Origin of the sequence: Enterobacter sp. 50588862 (genome assembly GCF_001462935.1) — a bacterium.
GTDB lineage: Bacteria > Pseudomonadota > Gammaproteobacteria > Enterobacterales > Enterobacteriaceae > Enterobacter > Enterobacter bugandensis.
This window is the reverse complement of the sequence record NZ_LNHM01000018.1, coordinates 14988-34371: the sequence shown is the minus strand read 5'-3', so window position 1 is coordinate 34371 and position 19384 is coordinate 14988. Positions and strand designations below refer to the sequence as shown.

General features: G+C 53.0%; 18 protein-coding genes. All 18 read right to left on the bottom strand.

What is annotated here, in order from left to right; all coding sequences use genetic code 11:
* Position 1 precedes the first annotated feature (1 nt).
* The 18 genes from APT89_RS06840 to asnC all read right to left on the bottom strand — a co-directional run bounded on the left by APT89_RS06840 (position 2) and on the right by asnC (position 19270).
* On the bottom strand, positions 2-2530 hold the full coding sequence (locus APT89_RS06840) for a fimbria/pilus outer membrane usher protein (RefSeq protein ID WP_060571962.1): 2529 nt from the start codon (positions 2528-2530) through the stop codon (positions 2-4).
* 20 nt (positions 2531-2550) lie between these two features.
* Complete coding sequence (locus APT89_RS06835) at positions 2551-3231, bottom strand: fimbrial chaperone (RefSeq protein ID WP_406584991.1); 681 nt, start codon at positions 3229-3231, stop codon at positions 2551-2553.
* A gap of 74 nt (positions 3232-3305) precedes the next feature.
* Positions 3306-3887, bottom strand: a complete 582-nt coding sequence (locus APT89_RS06830; RefSeq protein WP_041911744.1) for a chaperone-usher fimbrial major subunit — start codon at positions 3885-3887, stop codon at positions 3306-3308.
* Positions 3888-4213: 326 nt separating this feature from the next.
* Positions 4214-6043: a glutamine--fructose-6-phosphate transaminase (isomerizing) gene (gene glmS, locus APT89_RS06825; RefSeq protein WP_041911745.1), complete on the bottom strand. Its 1830-nt coding sequence runs from the start codon at positions 6041-6043 to the stop codon at positions 4214-4216.
* 224 nt (positions 6044-6267) lie between these two features.
* On the bottom strand, positions 6268-7638 hold the full coding sequence (gene glmU, locus APT89_RS06820) for a bifunctional UDP-N-acetylglucosamine diphosphorylase/glucosamine-1-phosphate N-acetyltransferase GlmU (RefSeq protein WP_060571960.1): 1371 nt from the start codon (positions 7636-7638) through the stop codon (positions 6268-6270).
* Between the two features lie 138 nt (positions 7639-7776).
* Positions 7777-8196: a F0F1 ATP synthase subunit epsilon gene (locus APT89_RS06815; protein WP_006177560.1), complete on the bottom strand. Its 420-nt coding sequence runs from the start codon at positions 8194-8196 to the stop codon at positions 7777-7779.
* Positions 8197-8216: 20 nt separating this feature from the next.
* Complete coding sequence (gene atpD / locus APT89_RS06810) at positions 8217-9599, bottom strand: F0F1 ATP synthase subunit beta (protein ID WP_003862362.1); 1383 nt, start codon at positions 9597-9599, stop codon at positions 8217-8219.
* Between the two features lie 31 nt (positions 9600-9630).
* A complete protein-coding gene (gene atpG / locus APT89_RS06805) occupies positions 9631-10494 on the bottom strand; it encodes a F0F1 ATP synthase subunit gamma (protein ID WP_003862364.1) in 864 nt (287 codons plus the stop codon).
* 51 nt (positions 10495-10545) lie between these two features.
* Positions 10546-12087 carry a F0F1 ATP synthase subunit alpha gene (gene atpA, locus APT89_RS06800; protein WP_003862367.1) on the bottom strand — a complete coding sequence of 514 codons (1542 nt, stop codon included), beginning with the start codon at positions 12085-12087 and terminating at the stop codon, positions 10546-10548.
* 12 nt (positions 12088-12099) lie between these two features.
* Positions 12100-12633: a F0F1 ATP synthase subunit delta gene (gene atpH / locus APT89_RS06795; protein WP_003862369.1), complete on the bottom strand. Its 534-nt coding sequence runs from the start codon at positions 12631-12633 to the stop codon at positions 12100-12102.
* 14 nt (positions 12634-12647) lie between these two features.
* A complete protein-coding gene (gene atpF, locus APT89_RS06790) occupies positions 12648-13118 on the bottom strand; it encodes a F0F1 ATP synthase subunit B (RefSeq protein ID WP_003862370.1) in 471 nt (156 codons plus the stop codon).
* A 48-nt stretch (positions 13119-13166) separates the two neighbouring features.
* On the bottom strand, positions 13167-13406 hold the full coding sequence (gene atpE / locus APT89_RS06785; protein WP_000429386.1) for a F0F1 ATP synthase subunit C: 240 nt from the start codon (positions 13404-13406) through the stop codon (positions 13167-13169).
* A 49-nt stretch (positions 13407-13455) separates the two neighbouring features.
* A complete protein-coding gene (gene atpB / locus APT89_RS06780) occupies positions 13456-14271 on the bottom strand; it encodes a F0F1 ATP synthase subunit A (protein WP_028014916.1) in 816 nt (271 codons plus the stop codon).
* An 8-nt stretch (positions 14272-14279) separates the two neighbouring features.
* Complete coding sequence (gene atpI / locus APT89_RS06775; protein ID WP_008500194.1) at positions 14280-14660, bottom strand: F0F1 ATP synthase subunit I; 381 nt, start codon at positions 14658-14660, stop codon at positions 14280-14282.
* 616 nt (positions 14661-15276) lie between these two features.
* Positions 15277-15900, bottom strand: coding sequence for a 16S rRNA (guanine(527)-N(7))-methyltransferase RsmG (rsmG, locus tag APT89_RS06770; protein ID WP_041911747.1), 624 nt, complete (start codon positions 15898-15900; stop codon positions 15277-15279).
* 107 nt (positions 15901-16007) lie between these two features.
* Positions 16008-17897, bottom strand: a complete 1890-nt coding sequence (mnmG, locus tag APT89_RS06765) for a tRNA uridine-5-carboxymethylaminomethyl(34) synthesis enzyme MnmG (RefSeq protein ID WP_041911748.1) — start codon at positions 17895-17897, stop codon at positions 16008-16010.
* 374 nt (positions 17898-18271) lie between these two features.
* Complete coding sequence (gene mioC, locus APT89_RS06760) at positions 18272-18721, bottom strand: FMN-binding protein MioC (RefSeq protein ID WP_041911749.1); 450 nt, start codon at positions 18719-18721, stop codon at positions 18272-18274.
* Positions 18722-18811: 90 nt separating this feature from the next.
* The gene (gene asnC, locus APT89_RS06755) at positions 18812-19270 is read right to left on the bottom strand and encodes a transcriptional regulator AsnC (protein WP_008500198.1); all 459 of its coding nucleotides are present in this window, start codon (positions 19268-19270) and stop codon (positions 18812-18814) included.
* Positions 19271-19384 lie beyond the last annotated feature (114 nt).

The window sequence follows — 19384 nt, the reverse complement described above, 5'->3', positions numbered from 1 at the left end:
GCTATCCCTGTTGGCAAACTGCCGTTGTCTGAACCAGCTCGACACCTGTCGGCTTGTTAATGTGGTAATTCACCGTGCAGCGACTGGCATTTCCCTTTCCCCAGTTCAGTGAAAACGTACCTTCTTCCGGCATACCGGAAAGGTAGACATCGCCGTTATCTCCGACAATGCCGGTCACGCTGCCGGACTCAAGCTCCGCGGACGCCATCGCGCCAAAGGGGACGGGTTGTCCATTCGCCTGACGAACGTTAAACAAGATGCGATAGCCTACGTGCGTAACAAATTCAGCCTTCACCACGGCGCCACGCGTGGGCACCAGGGTAAGGACGCTGTTATCAAGCTCGACGTTGGCTTTGGCGAAGTAATCGCTGTCGAAAGCGACACGGTTTTCATCGTAGGGGTTGAGCTGCGTCTGGACGGTGTAGCCCCGCCAGTCAGTGGCGATGCCACCGGCGTTTTCCAGCTCAAGACCGGCGGCTCCGGGGGCTTTAATCAGCGCGACGGTCTCACCCAGTTCCTGAGAAAAAGTGATCCCTTCGCTGTGCGCCAGAATGCCACCTTTCACACCATAGTTAAGGCGCTCTGATTCCCGGCTATAGTCATAGCTGGCATTCACCGAGCCGTATGTTCCGTCATACCCAAGTCCTGCACTGCCGTTGCTCTCTCGTTCATCAGCATCCCAGGATTGGTGAATGTTATAAGAGAGGTTATGTCCTTCGAGCGCCGTACCGTTTACGCCAACCTGATGCATCCCTTTACCGTGGTTATTTTGCGTCGCGCTATACGAGACGTAGCTGTTGCTGAGCGAGCCGGATAGCGGAACCGATACGGAAAACATGAAGATCTGCTCGCTTTCAGAGGAGGCGTTATCGGCATCCTGGCGGCCGCTGGAAGTGGTGGCAGAATCCGAATAGTTCCAGGAGAGGTTCCAGGAGATAGATCGCCAGCTGTTGCTGTAGCCGAATTGCACCAGTCGTTCGACAGCGTCCGTCTTCCAGTACTGCTGGCGGCTCAACGTCAGATAGAGGTTGCCCATACCTTCGCCGAAAGTTTGGGTCCACGTACCTTCCAGCCTGCTGCGCCGGTTACCGGTTACCCAGAAATCGCTTTGCTTATTCTGGCGTGAAGCCCACTCATTCAGCGTGTAGTACCCTTCCGTCGAGTACCGATAACCCACCAGCCGGAGCGTCGTGTCGGTATCATCAAAGCGTTTTGAATAGAGGAAACGATAGGACTGTCCCTGTTCATTGTCGTTCTCGTCGAACCAGGCGGCTGCGTGGGTGACGTCAAAGGAGAGTGCGCCCAGCGACCCCATATCCTTGCCGACCCCGAGCGCAGCGGCGCGATAATCCTGCGCCAGCTGCATGCCGCCATACAGCGTTAATCCCCACGGCAGACCGCGCAGCAGCTGAGCCTGAAACACGTCCGGCGTGAAGGCATGTTGGTCACGCAACTCACCTGCGCTGATATCCACATCGGTCTGTCCCTCGCGCTTCAGTATGGCTAACGACGCATAGGGCTGCGTGAAGCGTTGTTCGCTGCCGTCCTCTTCTTTGATGGTGACATCCAGATCGCCGCCTGAGTGGGTAGTATTAAGATCGGTCAGCGAAAAGGCGCCCGGCGGAACGGCAGATTGATAAATAACGTATCCATTCTGCCTGACGATGACGGTGGCGTTACTTTTCGCCACGCCGCGAACCACCGGAGCAAACCCGTTCTGGCTGGCGGGAAGCATGTCGTTATCGGTGTAGAGCCGCACGCCGCGAAGCTGCGTGCTGTCAAACACATCGCTGGCGGTAAACGTATCTCCAATCATCACCTGGCTACGAAGCGCGGCAATATTCCGCTCGGCGTAGGTGCTTATAGTGTCATAGGCTGACTGCCCGTTGCTGATATTGAGGATGCTGTAGTTGCGAAGGCGCCATGCCCCCACGTTTATCCCGTTGCGCAGGTTGAGGTAGTAAAACGCCTCGTCATCACCGTCATCGTCGCGAAGCGTTTCAGAGCCTGAAAAATCATAATTCACCATCAATGCGTTAATGCCTTCATCCCAGCGGGAAGGGCTTATCGCATCATGGGCAGCGGCATCAATATAAATCTGCGGGATGGTCAGATTGAGGGCCAGTTCATCCGTATTAAACGTCGAGGTCGCCCCCTCTATCACCGCCGCAGGACGGATACACTGCTTCTCGTCGATCTCTGCCAGCGCCTTTACCGCTTCAACTTTTACGCCAAAGGAGGCCAGGACGCTTTTCGCATCCACAAAACAGGGGGTGATTTCCGCCTTTGCATTATCCTGAACAAACGTCACGACGCGTTGTTCAATACGCTTACCGTTAACAAAAATATCGACCTTGTAATCCCCGGCAGGCAGGCTGTTTGCCCGGTTGAACTGGCTGATGTCCACATCAACGGGGTGATCGATCTCCAGCAAGGCGGGATTAAACAGATCGTTTGCCGCAGACATTTTCGCAGCAGAAAAGAATATCCCTGAGATCATCAGGAGTTTTACGAGCGGTGAGGAGGCCATTTGCCAGGATATCCCGATGATCAGAGGGTAAGCGCAATAGTGTTACTGATGCCGCCGTAGTCATTGACGTAGCGCCAGACCATGTTATGACCGGACGTTCCCGCAGGCAGCGGAAGACGCAGGGTTTCAAACGGGCGGATAATATTCAAAGGCACATCCTTCCCGTCGACCGTCACATTCATAACGTTGATGTGAATGGCGCTGGGGTTATGCACAACCAAAAAACCGCCTTCGGTATGCCAGGTGACTTTTGGCGCGGCGGCTTCCGGTGTGACCTTGAGCGCAGCCGGACGCCAGAAGAGTTTGATGCGCGTTTTGATGGCGATTTCCAGCCGGTTTGGGCTGTTACCCGAAGGCGGAATATTTTTTACGTTCAGCCAAAAGACGGATTCGCGATCGTCAGGCAGTGCCCCTTTGACTTTCATAATCCGCAGAATTTTTTCCTGCTGTGGCTCAAGCCGGGAAACCGGAGGAATAACGGTGAAAGGCGGTGAAGAGCGATCGCGACTTTCGAAGGGATCAACCCATGTCTGAATCAAATAGGGCAGCGTATTATCATTGTTACGAACCGAAATGGTCGCATCGGATTTATCACTGGAATATATAATACGCGTTCCACCAATAATGATGCCCGCGGTTGAAAAACATGAAAAAAAGACCAGCCACAGCGTCATGAGTACGCCGAATAACACTCTTATCACGAAATAATCCTTTATATAAAGAGCCTGGCAGAAAAAGGGCAACCATCAGGCTCAACAGAGTGTGCGGGGTGATATTATTTCAAATATTCAATAGTAAATTGAGAATCAGCGTTAGCCGTACCCGGCGTGACCGTAGCCAGGGTCTGCACATATTTCGCTTTAAACCCTAAATCGGCTTTGCCTGCGGTGATGGGGCTATAAGCAGAATTGCCGTACAGCGGGACAGCAGTATCGTCCTTCAGGTTGTACAGTTTAATCGCTACCCCCGTTGCTGTGACAGCGGTATCCCCACCGGTGAAGGTACCGTCGGTCCCCGTTTCACCTGCAACAGGCGTACCGATGGCAAGATAGCCCTTGCCGATAGTGTCCTTATCTTCCGTACCATCAAAGCGAACGGCAGCCTGAGTGTATGTGGTTGGGCATTTATCCAGTCGGATATGAAAATCTTTTACCGATGCCGTAGAGTCAATACCCGTGAAAGCAGTTTTACCCACCTTACCGATATTCACCGTCTGCCCAGCCGTATCTGAAGTGACTTCACATGTGGTATCCACCACTTCGCCACGGAAGTGTACAATACCGTCAGATGCGATAACCTGATTCGCTAAAAACAGTGAAGATAACGCCAAAATCCCTGTAAAAATATTACGTTTCATAGTACTCCGCCATTAAATTAATAAATCCATCTATTACATTCATGATTTAAATAAATCATGGAACCTGCGTTCGGCCGATATAATACAAATAAAATTAAACTCAGCAAGAAATAAAATTATATTTTTAAAGGAGTTATTATGTAAGGAGGAATAATATAATAAACGAATAAAACACCAGGCCCGAATCAATATTATTTCGTATAAATTTAAGTTTACAATAAGCGTGTATGAGAAGAAAAAACGGGGTTTGTTTTTCAGATTATATTTATATATAAATAAAAAAGCCTTAGCATGGCGCTAAGGCTTTATCGAAAATAAACGGACTATTATTCCACCGTAACCGATTTCGCCAGGTTACGCGGCTGGTCAACGTCGGTGCCTTTGATCAGCGCCACGTGATAGGCCAGCAGTTGCAGCGGAACGGTGTAGAAGATCGGTGCAATCACCTCTTCCACATGTGGCATCTCAATGATGTGCATGTTGTCGTTGCTGACAAAACCGGCATCCTTGTCGGCGAAGACGTACAGGACACCGCCGCGGGCGCGTACTTCTTCGATGTTGGATTTCAGTTTTTCCAGCAGTTCGTTGTTAGGTGCCACAACGATGACCGGCATATCCGCATCAATCAGCGCCAGTGGGCCGTGTTTCAGCTCGCCTGCCGCGTAGGCTTCAGCGTGGATGTAGGAGATCTCTTTCAGCTTCAGTGCGCCTTCCAGCGCGATCGGATACTGATCGCCACGCCCCAGGAACAGCGCGTGATGTTTGTCAGAGAAGTCTTCCGCCAGCGCTTCAATGCGTTTGTCCTGAGACAGCATCTGCTCAATACGGCTCGGCAGCGCCTGGAGACCGTGAACGATGTCGTGCTCAACGGAAGCATCTTCGCCTTTCAGACGCGCCAGCTTCGCCACCAGCATCAGCAGAACGGTCAGCTGAGTGGTAAACGCTTTGGTGGAGGCCACGCCGATTTCGGTACCCGCTTTGGTCATCAGCGCCAGATCGGACTCACGCACCAGGGATGAGCCCGGGACGTTACAGATGGCCAGCGAGCCCAGATAACCCAATTCCTTAGACAGACGCAGCGCTGCCAGCGTATCCGCCGTTTCGCCGGACTGGGAAAGGGTGATCATCAGGCTGTTACGACGCACCGCAGACTTGCGATAGCGGAACTCAGATGCGATTTCCACGTCGCACGGCACACCCGCCAGGGATTCAAACCAGTAGCGAGAGACCATACCGGAGTTATATGAGGTACCGCAGGCTACGATCTGAATATGTTCAACCTTGCCGAGCAGTTCGTTGGCGTTTGCCCCCAGCTCGCTCAGATCCACCTCGCCGTGGCTGATGCGCCCGGTCAGAGTGTTTTTGATAGCGTTCGGCTGCTCGTAGATCTCTTTCTGCATGTAGTGACGGTAAGCGCCTTTGTCGCCCGCGTCGTACTGCAGGTTAGATTCGATCTCCTGACGCTTCACCTGCTCGCCTTTGGTGTCGAAGACGGTCACGCTGCGGCGCGTCACTTCCGCGATATCGCCCTCTTCCAGGAAGATAAAGCGACGGGTGACCGGCAGGAGCGCCAGCTGATCGGAGGCGATAAAATTTTCACCCATGCCCAGACCGATAACCATCGGGCTACCGGAACGCGCGGCCAGCAGGGTAGATGGATCGCGGGAGTCCATGATCACCGTACCATACGCACCGCGCAGCTGAGGGATAGCGCGCAGCACCGCATCACGCAGCGTACCGCCCTTTGCCAGCTCCCAGTGCACCAGGTGAGCAATCACTTCGGTGTCGGTTTCAGAGACGAAGGTATAGCCGCGCGCTTTCAGTTCTTCGCGCAGCGGTTCGTGGTTTTCGATAATGCCGTTATGCACCACCACGATGTGTTCAGACACATGCGGGTGCGCGTTACCTTCAGACGGTTCGCCGTGCGTCGCCCAGCGGGTGTGCGCGATACCGGTACCACCGTGCAGCGGATGTTCTTCCGCAGCCTGGGCCAGCATCTGCACTTTACCGAGACGACGCAGACGGGTCATATGCCCTTCTGCATCCACGACAGCCAGACCGGCAGAGTCGTAACCACGGTATTCCAGACGACGTAAACCTTCGAGAAGGATTTCAGCAATATCACGCTGCGCAACTGCGCCAACAATTCCACACATATTTTAGATTCCGAATTTAGGCATTATGCCTGCGTTGTCGCTGACCTGTATTTACCCTTTCCGGGCGCCCCGAGCCTTGTAGAGAGTGGGGTTATTTTTATGGGTACTGCTTGTGGGGGGAGATATATATTTATCTCCTCTCCCGGGTTTGCCTGATGACGGCTACGCCTTATCAGGCCTACTCCATCGTAGGGCGGGTAAGCGTAGCGCCACCCGCCTTGTTGTTACTTTTTCTTCACCGGGCGTTTCCAGCCCTGCTTGTGTACCTGCGGCACGCGGCTTAACACCAGCTCGTTATCCGCTACGTCGCGCGTGACGGTCGTGCCGGCGGCAATGGTCACGCCGTTACCCACGGTAACCGGTGCCACCAGCTGCGTGTCCGAGCCCACGAACACGTCATCGCCGATGATGGTTTTAAACTTATTGGCGCCGTCATAGTTACAGGTAATGGTTCCTGCACCAATGTTCACGTTATCGCCAATCTCCGCGTCGCCCAGATAGGTTAAATGACCCGCTTTGGAGCCTTTACCCAGACGCGCTTTTTTCATTTCCACGAAGTTGCCCACGTGCGCGCCTTCCAGCAGCTCAGCACCCGGGCGCAGACGCGCAAACGGGCCGATGGTACACGCGGCTTCAAGATGAGCATCTTCCACCACGCTGTACGGGCTGATTTCGCAGTCGTCACCGATGACGCTGTTTTTAATCACGCAGCCGGCGCCAATTTTGACGCGGTTGCCCAGCGTGACGTTGCCTTCAAGAATAACGTTAGTATCGATCTCAACATCGCGCCCGTGAGACACGGTGCCGCGCAAATCGAAACGCGCCGGATCGCGCAGCATGACGCCAGCAAGCAGCAGCTTCTCTGCCTGCTCGGACTGATAAATACGCTCAAGACGGGAAAGCTGCAGGCGGTTATTCACACCGTCCGTTTCGCTGATGCGCGCCGGATGAACGGCGGCGATCTCACGCCCTTCGTGATACGCCATCGCAATGATGTCGGTGATGTAGTACTCACCTTGCGCGTTATTGTTGTCGAGCTGAGAGAGCCAGCGCTTCATGTCCGCACCATTGGCAATCAGGATGCCGGTGTTGATCTCCTGAATTTTGCGCTGTTCATCACTGGCATCTTTATGTTCAACGATACCCGTAACGTTGCCGTTTTCACGCGTGATACGGCCATAGCCCGTTGGATCGTCCAGCACAACGGTCAATAAACCGATGCCGCCCTGCGGCTTGGCTGCACGCAGGCTAGTCAGCGTTTCAACGGAGATCAGTGGAACGTCGCCGTAAAGCATCAGAATATCTTCGTCATCGGCAAAGAACGGCGCAGCCTGTTGCATCGCATGACCGGTACCCAGCTGTTCAGCCTGAAGCACCCAGTTGAGCGCATCATCGCTCAGCGTCTTTTTAAGCAGATCGCCGCCGTGGCCGTAGACCAGGTGAACCTGACGGGCACCCAGTTCATTCGCTGCATCAATGACATGCTGCACCATTGGCTTTCCTGCCAGCGTGTGGAGCACTTTAGGCAGATCGGAATACATGCGGGTACCTTTGCCAGCGGCAAGGATCACCACGCTCATCGCACTGTTTGACATACGCATCCTGACGGTAGTTTGAGTGAGAAGTAAAAACGTTTGATGCCTAAAATTCTACATCTTTTTCATCATGAATTAAGGATGAAAAAAAAAGCCAGCCTGGTATCCAGACTGGCTTTTGTGCTTTTCAAGCCGGTGTTACATCGCTTTTTTGGTCAACTCGATAACGCGCAGTTTCGCGATCGCTTTGGCCAGCTCCGCAGACGCCTGAGCGTAATCCACGTCACCATGAGAGCTGCTAATGTGCTCTTCAGCCTTACGCTTCGATTCCAGGGCTCGCGCTTCGTCGAGATCCTGGCCACGAATAGCGGTATCGGCCAGAACGGTCACACTGCCAGGCTGCACTTCAAGAATGCCGCCGGACAGATAGATAAACTCTTCGTGACCGAACTGTTTAACGATGCGGATCATACCAGGCTTAATGGCGGTGAGCAGCGGTGCGTGACCCGGGAAAATACCCAGTTCACCTTCACTGCCCGTTACCTGGATTTTCTCGACCAGACCAGAGAACATTTGTTGCTCTGCGCTGACGACGTCCAGGTGGTAAGTCATTGCCATATCACCCTCCGATTAAGGCGTTAAAGTTTTTTGGCTTTTTCCACGGCTTCTTCGATGGAACCAACCATGTAGAACGCCTGCTCTGGCAGGTGATCGTATTCGCCTTCCATGATGCCTTTAAAGCCACGGATGGTGTCTTTCAGGGAAACGTATTTACCCGGAGAACCGGTGAATACTTCCGCAACGAAGAACGGCTGGGACAGGAAGCGCTGGATCTTACGCGCACGTGCTACCACCAGTTTGTCTTCTTCAGACAGTTCATCCATACCCAGGATGGCGATGATGTCTTTCAGTTCCTGGTAACGCTGCAGCAGGGACTGTACGCCACGCGCGGTGTCGTAGTGTTCCTGACCAACAACCAGTGGATCCAGCTGACGGCTGGTGGAGTCCAGCGGGTCAACAGCCGGGTAGATACCCAGAGACGCGATCTGACGGCTCAGTACCACGGTTGCGTCTAAGTGCGCAAAGGTGGTTGCTGGAGATGGGTCAGTCAAGTCATCCGCAGGTACGTATACCGCCTGAACGGAGGTGATAGAACCGGTTTTGGTAGAGGTGATACGTTCCTGAAGAACACCCATCTCTTCCGCAAGCGTAGGCTGATAACCTACCGCTGAAGGCATACGACCCAGCAGTGCAGATACTTCAGTACCGGCCAGGGTGTAACGGTAGATGTTATCAACGAACAGCAGAACGTCACGACCTTCGTCACGGAATTTCTCAGCCATTGTCAAGCCGGTCAGCGCAACGCGCAGACGGTTTCCTGGTGGCTCGTTCATCTGGCCGTAAACCAGGGATACTTTGTCCAGAACGTTGGAGTCGGTCATTTCGTGGTAGAAGTCGTTACCCTCACGAGTACGTTCACCTACGCCCGCAAACACGGAGTAACCGGAGTGCTCGATCGCGATGTTACGGATCAGCTCCATCATGTTTACGGTTTTACCTACACCCGCACCACCGAACAGACCAACTTTACCGCCCTTCGCAAACGGACACATCAGGTCGATAACTTTGATGCCGGTTTCCAGCAGTTCCTGAGAGCTGGACAGCTCTTCGTAGGAAGGTGCCGCGCGGTGGATAGCCCAACGCTCTTCTTCACCGATGTCGCCTTTCATGTCGATTGGCTGACCCAATACGTTCATGATACGACCCAGCGTTGCTTTACCTACCGGGACTTCGATCGGGTGCTCAAGGTCTTTGACTTCCAGACCACGACGCAGACCGTCGGAAGAACCCATGGCGATGGTACGCACGATACCGCCGCCGAGCTGCTGCTGAACTTCCAGCACCAGGCTCTCGTTACCATTCTGTACCTCAAGCGCGTCGTACACGCGTGGTACGGCGTCCTGAGGGAACTCGACGTCCACCACGGCGCCGATTACCTGGACAATCTTTCCAGTAGCCATCTTGAATCCTCTACGTAATTCGTAAACCTGGTTAAACCGCGGCGGCCCCCGAGACGATCTCGGTGAGTTCCTGAGTAATGCTGGCCTGACGAGCTTTGTTGTAAACCAACTGCAGCTCTTTAATCAGGCTGCCGCCATTATCGGTCGCGGCTTTCATCGCCACCATTCGTGCGGCCTGCTCGCTGGCCAGGTTTTCTACAACGCCCTGATAAACCTGAGATTCAACGTAACGACGCAGCAGGGTATCCAGCAGCGGTTTCGGATCGGGTTCATACAGGTAATCCCAGGCTTTCTGCTTCAGCTCGTCATCTTCTGATGCCGGTAACGGCAGCATCTGAGTGAGCGTTGGAACCTGAGACATGGTGTTAATGAATTTGTTGCTGACAACGTACAGTCTGTCCAGACGGCCTTCATCGTAGGCCTGCAACATCACTTTAACCGGGCCGATCAGTTCGGACAGGGACGGGTTATCACCCATACCGGTCACCTGAGCGACAATGTTGCCACCAACGGAGTTAAAGAAAGAGACGCCTTTAGAGCCAATCAGTGCCAGATCGCACTGAACGCCTTTATCAGACCAGCCTTTCATATCCGCCAGCAGTTTTTTGAACAGGTTAATGTTCAAGCCGCCACACAGACCACGGTCAGTCGACACCACCAGGTAGCCCACGCGCTTAACGTCGCGTTCTTCCAGGTAAGGGTGCTTATATTCCAGATTACCGTTTGCAAGGTGACCAATCACTTTGCGCATGGTCTCTGCATAAGGACGGCTGGCCGCCATGCGATCCTGCGATTTACGCATTTTGGAAGCGGCGACCATCTCCATCGCTTTAGTGATCTTTTGCGTGTTCTGGACGCTTGCGATCTTACTACGTATCTCTTTTGCGCCGGCCATGAGCTTCTCCTCAATGCCAGGCGGCTTGCCCTGAGACAAGCCGCCGGACGATTACCAGGATTGGGTTGCTTTGAAGGAATCGAGGATAGCTTTCAGCTTGCCTTCGATTTCGTCGTTATAGCCACCGGTCTGGTTGATCTCTTGCATCAGCGGAGCGTGATCACGGTCGACGTAAGCCAGCAGAGCGGCTTCAAAGCTACCGATTTTCGCCAGTTCCACATCTTCGAGGTAACCGCGTTCAGCCGCGAACAGTACCAGGCCCTGCTGAGCAACAGACATTGGAGCGTACTGTTTCTGCTTCAGCAGCTCGGTCACTTTCTGACCGTGGCTCAGCTGTTTACGGGTTGCTTCGTCCAGATCGGATGCGAACTGAGAGAACGCAGCCAGTTCACGATACTGTGCCAGCGCGGTACGGATACCACCGGACAGTTTCTTGATGATCTTGGTCTGAGCAGCACCACCCACACGGGATACAGAGATACCCGGGTTAACCGCCGGACGAATACCGGAGTTAAACAGGTTGGTTTCCAGGAAGATCTGACCATCGGTAATGGAGATTACGTTGGTCGGAACGAACGCAGAAACGTCACCCGCCTGGGTTTCAATGATCGGCAGCGCGGTCAGAGAACCTGTTTTGCCCTTCACTTCACCTTTGGTGAAGTTCTCGACGTATTCCGCGTTAACGCGGGAAGCACGCTCCAGCAGACGAGAGTGGAGGTAGAATACGTCGCCCGGGAATGCTTCACGTCCTGGTGGACGACGGAGCAGCAGGGAAACCTGACGATAAGCAACAGCCTGTTTAGACAGGTCATCGTATACGATCAGCGCATCTTCACCGCGGTCACGGAAGTATTCGCCCATTGCGCAACCGGCGTATGGCGCCAGGTATTGCAGTGCAGCAGATTCAGACGCGGTTGCTACCACAACGATGGTGTTAGACAGTGCGCCGTGCTCTTCCAGTTTACGAACCACGTTAGAAATGGTGGACGCTTTCTGGCCGATAGCCACGTACACACATTTGATGCCGGAGTCACGCTGGTTGATGATGGCGTCGATTGCCATCGCGGTTTTACCGGTCTGACGGTCACCGATGATCAGTTCACGCTGACCACGACCGATTGGGATCATGGCGTCAACGGACTTATAACCAGTCTGCACTGGCTGATCAACGGACTGACGGTCGATAACGCCTGGTGCGATAACTTCGATTGGGGAGAAGCCATCGTGCTCAACCGGACCTTTACCGTCGATTGGCGCACCCAGGGTGTTAACAACGCGACCCAGCAGGCCACGGCCAACCGGCACTTCCAGAATACGGCCAGTACACTTAACCTTCATGCCTTCGGCGAGGTCAGCGTATGGACCCATCACAACTGCACCTACGGAGTCGCGCTCCAGGTTCAGTGCGATAGCGTAACGGTTACCCGGCAGGGAAATCATCTCACCCTGCATACAATCGGCCAGGCCGTGGATGCGGATAACACCGTCACTTACAGAAACAATAGTACCTTCGTTGTGAGCTTCACTCACAACATTGAACTGAGCAATGCGCTGCTTGATCAGTTCGCTGATTTCGGTGGAATTCAGTTGCATGCTCCAGTCCCCTTAAGACTGCAAGACGTCTGCAAGGCGCTCAAGACGGCCGCGTACGCTGCCATCAATGACCATATCACCCGAGCGGATGATTACGCCTGCCATTACAGACTTATCGATTTTGCAATTCAGCTTAACTTTGCGTGACAGACGTTTTTCCATCGCGGCGGTGATTTTCGCAAGCTGTTCGTCACTCAGTTCAGTCGCGGAAGTCACTTCGACTTCTGCAGTTGCTTCACTAAGGGCACGTAAGTGCTCAAACTGCTCGAGAACATCCGGGAGCACACGGAGACGACCATTTTCTGCCATGACCTTAATCAGGTTCTGGCCGTTGGCATCCAGTTGCTCTCCGCACACGGCGATAAACGACGCGGCGAGGGTTTCAGGCGCTAACGCACCGGAAAGCAACTCGGCCATTTGTTCGTTTTTCGTCACCTCAGCGGCAAACGCCAGCATATTCTGCCAGCGATCGACATTTTGGTGTTCGACAGCAAAGTCAAAAGCTGCTTTGGCGTAGGGGCGAGCTACCGTAACAAATTCAGACATCAGCCCCTCCCTCCTTACAGTTCAGCGACAAGTTTGTCCACGATGTCGCTGTTAGCAGCTTCATCCACGGAACGTTCGATGATCTTCTCGGCGCCAGCAACAGCCAGAATCGCAACCTGCTTACGCAGTTCTTCACGAGCACGTTTACGCTCAGCTTCAATTTCAGCCTGAGCCTGTGTCACGATCTTAGTACGTTCCTGTTCTGCTTCAGCTTTGGCTTCGTCCAGGATCTGAGAACGGCGCTTGTTAGCCTGTTCAATGATTACCTGAGCTTCAGCTTTCGCTTTTTTCAGCTGGTCTGTCGCGTTGGCCTGTGCAAGGTCCAAATCTTTCTTAGCGCGTTCTGCGGAAGCCAGACCGTCAGCAATTTCTTTCTGACGTTTTTCGATGGCAGCCATTAAAGGCGGCCATACATACTTCATGCAGAACCAGACAAAGAGAATAAACGCGATGGCCTGGCCGAGGATTGTTGCGTTCATGTTCACAGCACAATACCTCTTAAATTTCTGTGGCTTGGGGTTTTAAAACAACTACTACGCGACAGCAAACATCACGTACAGACCCAGACCTACAGCGATCATTGGGATAGCATCCACCAGACCCATAACGATAAAGAACTGAGTACGCAGCAGAGGAATCAGATCAGGTTGACGCGCTGCGCCTTCCAGGAATTTACCTCCGAGGATGCCGATACCGATCGCAGCACCGATAGCCGCCAGACCCATCATCACAGCGGCAGCCATGTACAGCAGATCCATATTCAGGTTTTCCATGACAGTCTCCAGTTTGTTTCAATTAAAACGTAGTAGTGTTGGTAAAAAATCAGTGCTCTTCAGACGCCATCGACAGATAGACGATCGTCAGAACCATGAAGATAAAGGCTTGCAGCGTAATGATCAGGATGTGGAAAATGGCCCATGGCACATTCAGAACCCACTGTGACCACCACGGCAGAAGACCCGCGATCAGAATGAAAATCAGCTCACCCGCATACATGTTGCCGAACAGTCGCAGACCCAGTGAAACAGGTTTGGACAGCAGGCTAACGCCTTCCAGGATCAGGTTGACCGGAATAAACGCCCAGTGGTTGAACGGCTGCAAGGTAAGCTCTTTCACAAAGCCGCTTACGCCTTTCATTTTGATGCTGTAGAAAAGAATCAGGATAAACACGCCCAGCGCCATAGACAGGGTGATGTTCACGTCCGCAGACGGTACAACACGCAGCGCAGGCAGGCCGAAGATGTGCTCGCCGATGAACGGCAGCAGGTCAATTGGCAGCAGGTCCATCAGGTTCATCAGGAAGACCCAAACGAACACGGTCAGGGCCAGCGGAGCAATCAGCTTGCTCTTACCATGGTACATGTCTTTCACGCTGCCATGGACGAAGCCGATGATCATCTCAACGAACGTCTGGAATTTCCCTGGAACACCGCTGGTCGCTTTTTTAGCAACGCTGCGGAACATGGCCAGGAACAGAAGACCCAAAACCACCGAGAAGAACATGGAGTCGATGTTGATCGTCCAGAAGGTGGCCGGGGGGTTATGTGGATCCACCAGCGAGAATGTACGCAGGTCCAGCTGAAGGTTATTCAGATGGTGACCTATGTAATCCTGCGGCGTCATATTTTCTGAAGCCATGATGCCTTTTACCCTTTGTTATTGATTACAGCTGGAGCCAGAACTTGTACCACCAGCACCAAAACCCACGTTGCTATCAGCGGCATGAATACCACTTTCAAAACCGCCAGCGCCATCACCAGTAGAGCAAAGGTCAGCAACACCTTACACACTTCGCCGAGGGCGAAGGACCAGGCCACGCGGCCTTTGGCGGGTGTATGCGCCTGATGACGCCAGGCAAAAATCATAAACAACACGTTTGGCAGCACGACCGCCAAACCCCCGCACACGGCGGAGATGCCCCAGAAGGGGTCTTTGAGGCTAAACAGCAGTCCACTTGCTATCACAGCCAGAAACTGAATGAACAGAAGCTTACGAGCAACGTTTCTACTCAAGAGCGACACAGACATCACGTTTTTACTCCTGCTCCCTTCGAGGTATGCCGCGTGTCGTATAAAACGTCCTTTAAGGCTCAGAGTCAAGCATCAAAAAGCGGACAAATTATACGGTGCGTACCCGTGATTTCAAACATTAAGTAGCGAAAAGGTGAATAAATGTTTAAATATTTTTCCCCAGCGCTATTTTTTAACTTTCGTAGAAAGCACCGACCTTCGAGCAAAACTGCAAACAGCGCGAAAACGTTGACTACAAAGCGTGCACGAGATCACAAAACACACATTTGCGATAAGGTTGTATTTATCAAAGCCGTAAATCGCCCAAGATTATCCTTCTGAAATTAAACACAAAATATCGCAACTATTTTCAAAACAGCCCCGTACACAATAAAAACCTTTTATTGACATTCTTAATAAATAATTAACATTGCGTTCTGGTTACAGCCTTCCACTTTTAGCAGGCTGATATTTTCATTGTTGACTATCTTCGCGGTGAATAATCGACGTGAGGTTAACCGCAAGAAAATCCCTGGTAAAAAAGCGGTTAAACGCTCTCTGGTAAATCCCGGGTAGTTGTGCTGTTTTTTAACATACTCAGAACAGCACAAATTCCATATTTTTTATTATTTTTTTAAAAATTGTTTGGCTTAATTATCACCAGATGACGTTCACCGTCGAGCTGCGGAACGTTTAATTTCTCGATGGTTTCAACGCTAAAACCGTCCGGAAGCTGTTCAATTTCATCACCGGGCAACTGTCCTTTCAGCGCATAAAAACGGCCATCTTCTGCTGGCAGATGCTTACACCAGCTCACCATGTCATTGAGCGAAGCAAACGCACGGCTGATAACGCCGTCAAACGGCGGCTCTGCCGGAAACTCTTCTACCCTGCTCTGTACGGGCGTGATGTTATCGAGCTTCAGTTCATGCTGAACCTGGCGTAAAAAGCGCACGCGCTTGCCCAGGCTGTCCAGCAGCGTGAAATGGCTCTCGGGTCGGACAATCGACAGCGGAACGCCCGGCAAACCCGGCCCCGTCCCCACGTCGATAAAACGTCCACCTTTCAGGTACGGCGCCACCACGATACTATCGAGAATATGGCGAACCAGCATCTCGTTGGGATCGCGCACAGACGTCAGGTTGTACGCTTTATTCCATTTGTTCAGCATATCGACATACGCCACCAGCTGGTTTTTCTGGTGATCGGTGAGCGAAATACCTGCCTGATCCAGCAGATGAGAGAGTTTGTTGAGCACGGTGAATACCTGTTGAGAGTTTTTTTGCCCGGTGGCTCTGCCGCTTACCGGGCCTACGAATAAGTAGGGCGGGTCAGCGAAGCGCCACCCGCCAAAAGCAATGTCAATTACGCGCTACGGCGCAGCATGCCTTGCTTTTTCAGCCACACCAGCAGGATCGAAATCGCTGCCGGCGTAACGCCCGAGATACGGGAGGCCTGGCCAATCGATACCGGTTTGTGATCGTTCAGCTTAGCGATCACTTCGTTGGAAAGGCCCGTCACCTGACGGTAATCCAGCATTTCCGGCAGCAGCGTGTTTTCGTTGCGCTGCTGTTTTTCGATCTCATCCTGCTGACGCGCGATGTAGCCTTCGTACTTCACCTGAATTTCGACCTGCTCGGCAGCTTCAGCGTCTTCAAGGCCCGGTGCGAACGCGGTCAGTTTGACCAGATTCTCGTAGGTGACTTCAGGACGACGCAGCAGATCTTCGCCGCTGGCTTCACGCGACAGCGGCGCTGTTAAGTGAGCGTTCACTTCGGCAGCGGTTTCCGCCTGTGGGTTTACCCACGTAGTTTTCAGGCGCTGACGTTCCTGTTCAATACGTTCCAGCTTCTCGTTGAAGCGCGCCCAGCGTTCGTCATCCACCAGACCCAGCTCGCGGCCTATCTCGGTCAGACGCAGGTCGGCGTTGTCCTCGCGCAGCATCAGACGATATTCCGCGCGAGAGGTAAACATACGGTACGGTTCTTTGGTGCCCAGCGTGCAGAGATCGTCGACCAAAACGCCCAGATAGGCCTGAGAACGCGCCGGTGCCCAGCCCTCTTTCTCGGTAGAGAAGCGGGCAGCGTTCAGACCGGCAAGCAACCCCTGCGCTGCGGCTTCTTCGTAGCCGGTGGTGCCGTTAATCTGCCCCGCGAAGAACAGGCCGTGGATGAATTTGCTCTCCAGCGTCGGCTTCAGGTCACGTGGGTCGAAGAAATCGTACTCAATAGCGTAGCCAGGGCGAACGATTTTCGCATTCTCCATCCCCTGCATTGAGCGAACAATTTGCATCTGCACGTCGAATGGCAGGCTGGTGGAGATGCCGTTCGGGTAAATTTCGTTCGAGGTCAGTCCTTCCGGCTCCAGGAAGATCTGGTGCTGGTTACGATCGGCAAAGCGCATCACTTTGTCTTCGATCGACGGGCAGTAACGTGGGCCGATCCCTTCGATCACGCCAGCGTACATTGGGCTGCGATCGAGGTTATTGCGGATCACGTCATGGGTTTTTTCGTTGGTATGCGTGATGTAGCACGGTACCTGCTGCGGGTGTTGCGCCGCGTTGCCCATGAACGAGAAAACCGGCATCGGGTTATCGCCGTGCTGTTGGGCCAGTACGCTGAAATCAATGGTGCGCGCATCGATACGCGGCGGCGTGCCGGTTTTCAGACGGCTGACGCGCAGCGGCAGTTCACGCAGACGACGAGACAGCGGAATGGACGGCGGATCGCCAGCACGGCCACCGCTGTAGTTGTCCAGACCTATATGGATTTTGCCGTCCAGGAATGTCCCAACCGTCAGCACCACGGCTTTGGCGCGGAACTTGAGGCCCATCTGGGTCACGGCGCCCACGACGCGATCGTTCTCAACGATAAGATCTTCTACCGCCTGCTGGAAGATCATCAGGTTCGGCTGGTTCTCCAGCGCGGTGCGCACGGCCTGGCGGTAAAGCACGCGGTCTGCCTGCGCACGAGTGGCGCGAACAGCAGGGCCTTTACTCGCGTTTAGTATCCTAAACTGAATGCCCGCATGATCGATCGCTTTCGCCATCAGGCCGCCAAGTGCATCCACTTCTTTTACCAGGTGTCCTTTCCCAATGCCGCCAATCGCCGGATTACAGGACATTTGTCCCAGCGTGTCGATATTGTGTGTCAAAAGCAGGGTCTGCTGACCCATTCGCGCTGCGGCCATTGCGGCCTCAGTGCCTGCATGACCCCCGCCAATGATGATGACGTCAAAAGGATCCTGATAAAACATGGTGGTCTGCCTCGCGTAAAGCGGTATGAAAATGGATTGAAGCCCGGGCCGTGGATTCTACTCAACTTTAGTCTTTCGAGAAAGCATTGGGATCCTGGGCTATTAAAAAGAAGATCTTTTTATTTAGAGATCTGTTCTATTGTGATCTCTTATTAGGATCGCGGACACGTGTGGATAAGTCCGATCCTGCAAATAAGATCATGCAGTTAGGAAGGATCGTTTGCTGTGAATGATCGGTGATCCAGGACCGTATAAGCTGGGATCAGATCGCGACTTTATACACAGGCCAAAAACGACGCTACGGTTGTTCTTTGGATAACTACGGGTTAATACGAGCTTTTAACCAGAGTTATCCACATCTGTTCGCGCGATCTTTAATCGTTTTTGAGTAAATTTTTCCATTCCGCGAGCCAGATCTCGGCTGGATCTTCCGGAATGTCATGATCGAGGATGTTGATCTTGAGCGTTTCACCCAGCTGTTTTGCTCCGCAAGCGGTAACAGCGGCTTCGACCTTCTCTATTGCCCCGCAAAAGGTGTCATATTCACGACTGCCGATCCCCACTGCGCCAAAACGGACGTTTGACAGGTCGGGCTGCTGTTCCAGCAGTTCGTCATATAAAGGTTGCAGGTTATCCGGCAGATCGCCCGCGCCGTGCGTGGAGGTGATCAGCAGCCAGACCCCGTCAGCCGGGAGATCTTCAAGCAGCGGCCCGTGCAGCGTTTGTGTAGAAAAGCCTGCATCTTCCAGCTTTTCAGCCAGATGTTCCGCTACGTATTCCGCACCGCCAAGAGTGCTGCCGCTGATAAGGGTAATGTCCGCCATTGATCGCTCGCTCAGATAAAGAGGGGATCATTGTACGCTGTGAACGAGCTGGGATCTACCTGTGGAAAATGTGGGAATGAATTTGCCCGATCACGGGCGGATGGTACGCATGATCGGGTTTTGCAGGGAGATCAGTGTCTCGGTGGACTGAATTTCATCGATTGTTTGGATCTTGTTGATAAGTACCTGCTGGAGGGCATCGATGGAGCGGCACATTACTTTAATAAAGATGCTGTAATGCCCGGTGGTGTAGTACGCCTCAGTGACTTCATCGAGCGCGTTCAGCTTTGCCAGCGCGGAGGGGTAGTCTTTTGCGCTTTTAAGAATAATGCCGATGAAGCAGCAGACGTCATAACCCAGCTGCTTCGGGCTGACGTCGATGCGCGCACCGGTAATGATCCCTGCCTGCTTCATCTTCTCTACGCGAACGTGAATGGTTCCCGGGCTGACGCCAAACTGTTTCGCCAGTTCGGCATAGGCTGTACGGGCATTGGCCATTAAGGCCTCAAGGATGCCGCGGTCCAGATTGTCGATCTGATAATTTTCCATAGCTTTTTCTTATGAAGATTAATGAATACGTCTATTCTAGCGTCTTATTTTAACGAATCAAAAGTGAAGGTGGCTTTTTGTTGATGGGTTATTGAATTAAGTGTCGGTTCTGTT

Bases quoted from the DNA above. Each gene is read 5' to 3' on its own strand.
- APT89_RS06840 (WP_060571962.1), bottom strand. From the start codon at position 2,530: ATGGCCTCCTCACCGCTCGTAAAACTCCTGATGATCTCAGGGATATTC.
- APT89_RS06830 (WP_041911744.1), bottom strand. From the start codon at position 3,887: ATGAAACGTAATATTTTTACAGGGATTTTGGCGTTATCTTCACTGTTT.
- glmS (WP_041911745.1), bottom strand. From the start codon at position 6,043: ATGTGTGGAATTGTTGGCGCAGTTGCGCAGCGTGATATTGCTGAAATC.
- glmU (WP_060571960.1), bottom strand. From the start codon at position 7,638: ATGTCAAACAGTGCGATGAGCGTGGTGATCCTTGCCGCTGGCAAAGGT.
- APT89_RS06815 (WP_006177560.1), bottom strand. From the start codon at position 8,196: ATGGCAATGACTTACCACCTGGACGTCGTCAGCGCAGAGCAACAAATG.
- atpD (WP_003862362.1), bottom strand. From the start codon at position 9,599: ATGGCTACTGGAAAGATTGTCCAGGTAATCGGCGCCGTGGTGGACGTC.
- atpG (WP_003862364.1), bottom strand. From the start codon at position 10,494: ATGGCCGGCGCAAAAGAGATACGTAGTAAGATCGCAAGCGTCCAGAAC.
- atpA (WP_003862367.1), bottom strand. From the start codon at position 12,087: ATGCAACTGAATTCCACCGAAATCAGCGAACTGATCAAGCAGCGCATT.
- atpH (WP_003862369.1), bottom strand. From the start codon at position 12,633: ATGTCTGAATTTGTTACGGTAGCTCGCCCCTACGCCAAAGCAGCTTTT.
- atpE (WP_000429386.1), bottom strand. From the start codon at position 13,406: ATGGAAAACCTGAATATGGATCTGCTGTACATGGCTGCCGCTGTGATG.
- atpB (WP_028014916.1), bottom strand. From the start codon at position 14,271: ATGGCTTCAGAAAATATGACGCCGCAGGATTACATAGGTCACCATCTG.
- atpI (WP_008500194.1), bottom strand. From the start codon at position 14,660: ATGTCTGTGTCGCTCTTGAGTAGAAACGTTGCTCGTAAGCTTCTGTTC.
- mnmG (WP_041911748.1), bottom strand. From the start codon at position 17,897: ATGTTTTATCAGGATCCTTTTGACGTCATCATCATTGGCGGGGGTCAT.
- mioC (WP_041911749.1), bottom strand. From the start codon at position 18,721: ATGGCGGACATTACCCTTATCAGCGGCAGCACTCTTGGCGGTGCGGAA.
- asnC (WP_008500198.1), bottom strand. From the start codon at position 19,270: ATGGAAAATTATCAGATCGACAATCTGGACCGCGGCATCCTTGAGGCC.